A 4,182-nucleotide genomic window follows, 5' to 3' on the forward strand; every position below is an offset into this window, starting at 1 on the left:
AGTGCCTTTATTTCAGCACTTAGCGCTTTCAGCACACCGTCTTGGTTTGGTTTTTCAAGATCGACCTGATCAGGAGCCAACGATGCATATAGCGACATCGCCTCAAGAAATACATTCTTTCGACTTTTAAAGCTGTTGTAGAAACTGGACCGGGTAATCCCAAGTTGCTCAGACAAAAACTTTACCGAGCAATGCTCATATCCATGTCGCCAAATTAACTGCATGACTTTTTCAACCGCTTCATCCCGGTTAAATGACTTCGGTCTGCCCATCTTAACGCCTTGTTTTTATTAGGTTACTAGAACTATCTTAGCACACCTTGAAAATTTTATACACAAATGAACAAAATGAATGCTATAGTGTACATGGTTGTACAAAATCAATAAAAGAGGAAGCAGTATGTCACACAAAGATAAAGTTATGATTGCAATGCAGGTTATCGCCAGTGCAGACAATGTTGCTGAAGGAGAGCGCTTGTTTGCCAGCCACGCTAAGTTCATGGAAGAAACGCACCACAAAGACGGGGAGCTGGCGATGCTGTCTTACAACATTGCCAGTAGTCCTGAATACGTAAACCCGTTAGCCCCTGAATTGGTCCCGACAGGCAATACTATTTTTTTGATGATTGAAGTTTATGAAAATGAAAAGGGGGTCGCGGAGCACTGGCGCCTGGGCCAGCAGGAGTGGAAAGATTTTCCTTCCATGATGGAATGGCTGGATAAGTGTGATATGACGATTTTGCACGGCTCGAAGATTGTTCACTCACTTTGGTAAGACTGTTTTTTATTCGCAAGCGATTAGACAGACAAACTTTTCAAGTGCCAGCCATACGTGCCGATTAATACTTATATCGAAGCGGCCAGTGAATTGTGTGCCCAAATGACACTGGAAAAATGGGGCCAGCGATTAAATGCAACAGCATTGTTCACCAAAGGACACTGCAGTACCACAATCAATGAATTGCTGATTGATTGATGCTATAGCTATGTAATGACTAAATGGAGCAGAAAGTGACAAATACTGTGATCGGTGAGGACGGAAAACCTCGCTGCCGTTGGTGCTCGGTGACGCCAGAGTTTTATGACTACCATGACAAAGAGTGGGGCTTTCCTGAAGACAACGATATTTGCCTGTTCGAGAAGTTGTGTTTAGAAAGCTTTCAGTCGGGTTTAAGTTGGCGAACGATTCTATTAAAGCGAGACAACTTCCGAGCTGCTTTTCATCATTTTGATTTTGATAAAATATCCAAGTTTACACAGGATGATGTTGAAAGATTATTAAGTGACGAAGGTATTGTTCGCCATCGGGGGAAAATAGAAGCTGTTATCAATAATGCAAAACGTGCCCGGGAAATGGTAAAGCAGGAGGGATCACTGGCAGCTTATTTTTGGCGATATGAGCCTAAATCTGACAGCTTGCCAGAGCCTCAGTCTGCCTCCACGTCGGTCGAATCAGTCGCTTTGTCTAAAGATCTGAAAAAGCGGGGGTGGAAGTTTGTTGGGCCAACGACTGTGTATGCGTTTATGCAGGCAATGGGGATGGTGAACGACCATGTTGAAGAGTGCACGTTTCGAAGCGTGATTGAGACATCCCGTCAGCAGTTTAAGCGACCGTAAGCAGCCTATGGGGCGGCCACAGTAAATACCATCGGCCAGGCTGTACGATGTTTAATTAACTTGGGGAAGCCGCATTAAATAAACGAGGGCGAAGATAAAAGCCCCTAAAAAGGGGCCTTTTATTGTTATTTAAAACATACCATTTTCATGAGCCATCTTTTCTGGAATTTCCTGAATAATGTCCCAGTGCTCAACTATTTTACCTTCTTTAATGCGGAACAAGTCGTAGAACGCTTGTGGCTTGCCATTCCACCGGCCTTCGCTTTGCGTTAAGACAAAATTCCCTTCACCAAAAATTCTATGAACTTTATGGTAATCGAACATGTTGTTTTGAGATGCCAAGTAAGCAAGTGCTTCGTTAAGACCGTCTAATCCGTCTTTCACCATCGGGTTATGCTGATCATACTGCTCTGCACTAATATACTCACTGATCTTTTCAGGTGCCCGGCCAAAAAATACATCTTCCATAAAGTTGGCGATCAGTTGCTTGTTCTCTTCGGTTTTGTCTGTATCTGTGACAAGAGTCGGCCCGTCAAACTGTGAGCGACCACTTGCCGTCTCCTTGATAACTGGAGAGATAGCATCCCAATGTTCGGCAACCTGGCCATCTTGCATACGCCATACATCAAAGGTGACGACTTCTTTGGTACCGAACGCTTCTGCGTTATCGTAGGTATTGTGCATGACGATAAAGTCACCGTCCTCTAGTAGGCGATGAGTTTTATATGTTAACCCTGCCTCTTTTAATGTCGGCAGGAACCCAAGTGCAGGCGCTAGCCCTGTTGGTACATGCGGATTATGCTGAATATAATCTTCACGGAAATATTTTTTCATCTCTTCAGCATTAAAATCTTTAAAAAAGGCATCTTGGGCCTTCATTGCGGTCTGTTTCATTGGACTATTAACCAGTTGATTACCTGACGTCGCCGCAGTTGTTGTACATGCACTTAGCAAAGACACAGTCGTCAGCAGTGCTGCAGTAATGTAAGAGGCTGATTTTTTCATTGTAACGATTCCTGAATATTACGCTTACTCTCAAAGAGCAACGTTGGTAGCTTTGAAAGTGGTTAGAGAAGTTCATGTATATAGAGCCGGCTATTCAACAATGACTGAGCCTTAATTAAGTCAGCGATTCTTTTCAATTTGGAATATTAACGGTATAAAATAGCCCGCGCTAAAATGAACTCGGTGAGCTAAGATCTTTTATTCAAAAATGGTCTTAACCATCTCGCTAAGTTTTGTTGTAGGGCGACCAATCAACGCACTTAACTCACCCTGATCGTCAAATAATCCTCCTTTTGAGGCACCAACATCCGAATTTGAAAGCAATGCCGCGAGTGGATCAGGCAATCCAGCACCAACAAGTGCTTCTTTGAATTCGTTTTCAGGCAGGTTCACATAAGGTATTTCGTTGTTTGATTCTTGGCTAATTAGAGCCGCAAGGTCAGACAGCGTGTATGGCTCATCACCGGCGAGCTCGTATACTTTTCCTGCTTGGGGCTCTTCTGATGTCATGACCAAAGCTGCAGCTTCTGCATAATCATCTCTCGCAGCCGAGCTTATTTGCCCCGCGCCCGCGCTACCAATAAATGCCCCGTGCTCAATAGAAGGCATTACACTGGCGAGATAGTTTTCCGTATACCAGCCATTGCGAAGCAGTACGAAGGGTATCCCGCTCTGTGTTAACTCTTTTTCTGTTTCAATGTGCTCTCCAGCTAACCCTAAAGGCGATGTATCTGCATGGAGCAGGCTTGTATAGGCAATGAGAGAGACACCTTCGTTTTTGGCCGCTTCGATAACATTTCTGTGTTGTTCGACCCTTTGCCCCAGTTCACTTGACGAAATAAGAAGAATTTTATCGGCACCTTCGAACGCTGTTTTCAGTGTGTCGGGTTTTGAGTAGTCAGCTTCACGCACTTGTACACCCAGGGCCGATAAATCGCTGGCTTTTTCAGGTGTACGAACCGCAGCAATGATTTGTGACGAGTCGATTTTGCCGATTAAATGTTTAATCACCTGATGGCCAAGCTGGCCTGATGCGCCTGTTACAACAATCATGTTTCTAACTCCATGTGGCTATTTATTGTCTTGTCATAACTATATCGTTTCGCCATTGATTGATAATTACGTGTTAAGTAAACTTATAGTTAAGAGTGGCTAAACAGTGTGTAACAATGATCTCGTTAGATGACATGATGGTGTTTACCAAGGTGGTTGAAACTCAATCATTTACCAAAGCAGCGGAACAGCTAGGGGTTGGTAAAGCGCGAGTTTCCCAGATAGTGACCAAGCTTGAACAAGGATTAAATACTCGCCTACTGCACCGAACGACCCGATCGTTATCATTGACTGACACTGGCGTGCAGTACTATAAAAAGTGCCAGATGATTCAAGAACTGGCAATGCAGGCCAACACAGACGCACAAACGTTCAGTAATGAGCCAAGTGGCCTGATACGAATTTCTGTGCCGATTGGCAATGCTGCATATTTAAATCTCTTCAGTCAGTTTCTCGGCCAATACCCGCAAATTCAGCTCGATGTGGTGGAAAGTGACAGCTACAGCAA

Annotated in this window: 7 protein-coding genes; 4 read left to right on the forward strand and 3 right to left on the reverse strand. The window is 44.1% G+C overall.

The features are described from left to right. On the reverse strand, window positions 1–272 hold a 272-nt coding region (locus MHN01_RS18480), incomplete at its 3' end, for a TetR/AcrR family transcriptional regulator (RefSeq protein WP_239412694.1). Between the two features lie 127 nt (window positions 273–399). Here MHN01_RS18480 and MHN01_RS18485 point away from each other — a divergent pair. The 3 genes from MHN01_RS18485 to MHN01_RS18495 are packed head-to-tail and all read left to right on the forward strand — an operon-like array spanning window position 400 to window position 1,616. Continuing rightward, on the forward strand, window positions 400–774 hold the full coding sequence (locus MHN01_RS18485; RefSeq protein ID WP_239412695.1) for a hypothetical protein: 375 nt from the start codon (window positions 400–402) through the stop codon (window positions 772–774). 57 nt (window positions 775–831) lie between these two features. Then, window positions 832–975 carry a hypothetical protein gene (locus MHN01_RS18490; protein WP_239412696.1) on the forward strand — a complete coding sequence of 48 codons (144 nt, stop codon included), beginning with the start codon at window positions 832–834 and terminating at the stop codon, window positions 973–975. Window positions 976–1,010: 35 nt separating this feature from the next. Next, window positions 1,011–1,616 (forward strand): DNA-3-methyladenine glycosylase I, encoded by a 606-nt coding sequence (locus tag MHN01_RS18495; protein WP_239412697.1) that lies wholly within the window; start codon window positions 1,011–1,013, stop codon window positions 1,614–1,616. 129 nt (window positions 1,617–1,745) lie between these two features. Here the strand turns inward: MHN01_RS18495 and MHN01_RS18500 are convergent, their stop codons facing one another. Together MHN01_RS18500 and MHN01_RS18505 are read right to left on the reverse strand one after the other, a co-directional pair. Further along, the gene (locus MHN01_RS18500; RefSeq protein ID WP_239412698.1) at window positions 1,746–2,621 is read right to left on the reverse strand and encodes a nuclear transport factor 2 family protein; all 876 of its coding nucleotides are present in this window, start codon (window positions 2,619–2,621) and stop codon (window positions 1,746–1,748) included. Between the two features lie 198 nt (window positions 2,622–2,819). Further along, entirely contained in the window at window positions 2,820–3,674 is an 855-nt protein-coding gene (locus MHN01_RS18505) for an SDR family oxidoreductase (protein ID WP_239412699.1), read from the reverse strand. Between the two features lie 116 nt (window positions 3,675–3,790). Between MHN01_RS18505 and MHN01_RS18510 the strand changes: the two genes are divergently transcribed. Beyond that, window positions 3,791–4,182 (forward strand): LysR family transcriptional regulator (locus tag MHN01_RS18510; RefSeq protein WP_239412700.1); only part of this gene is annotated, 392 nt, incomplete at its 3' end.

It is taken from the genome of Photobacterium sp. OFAV2-7, assembly GCF_022347985.1.
Lineage (GTDB): Bacteria > Pseudomonadota > Gammaproteobacteria > Enterobacterales > Vibrionaceae > Photobacterium.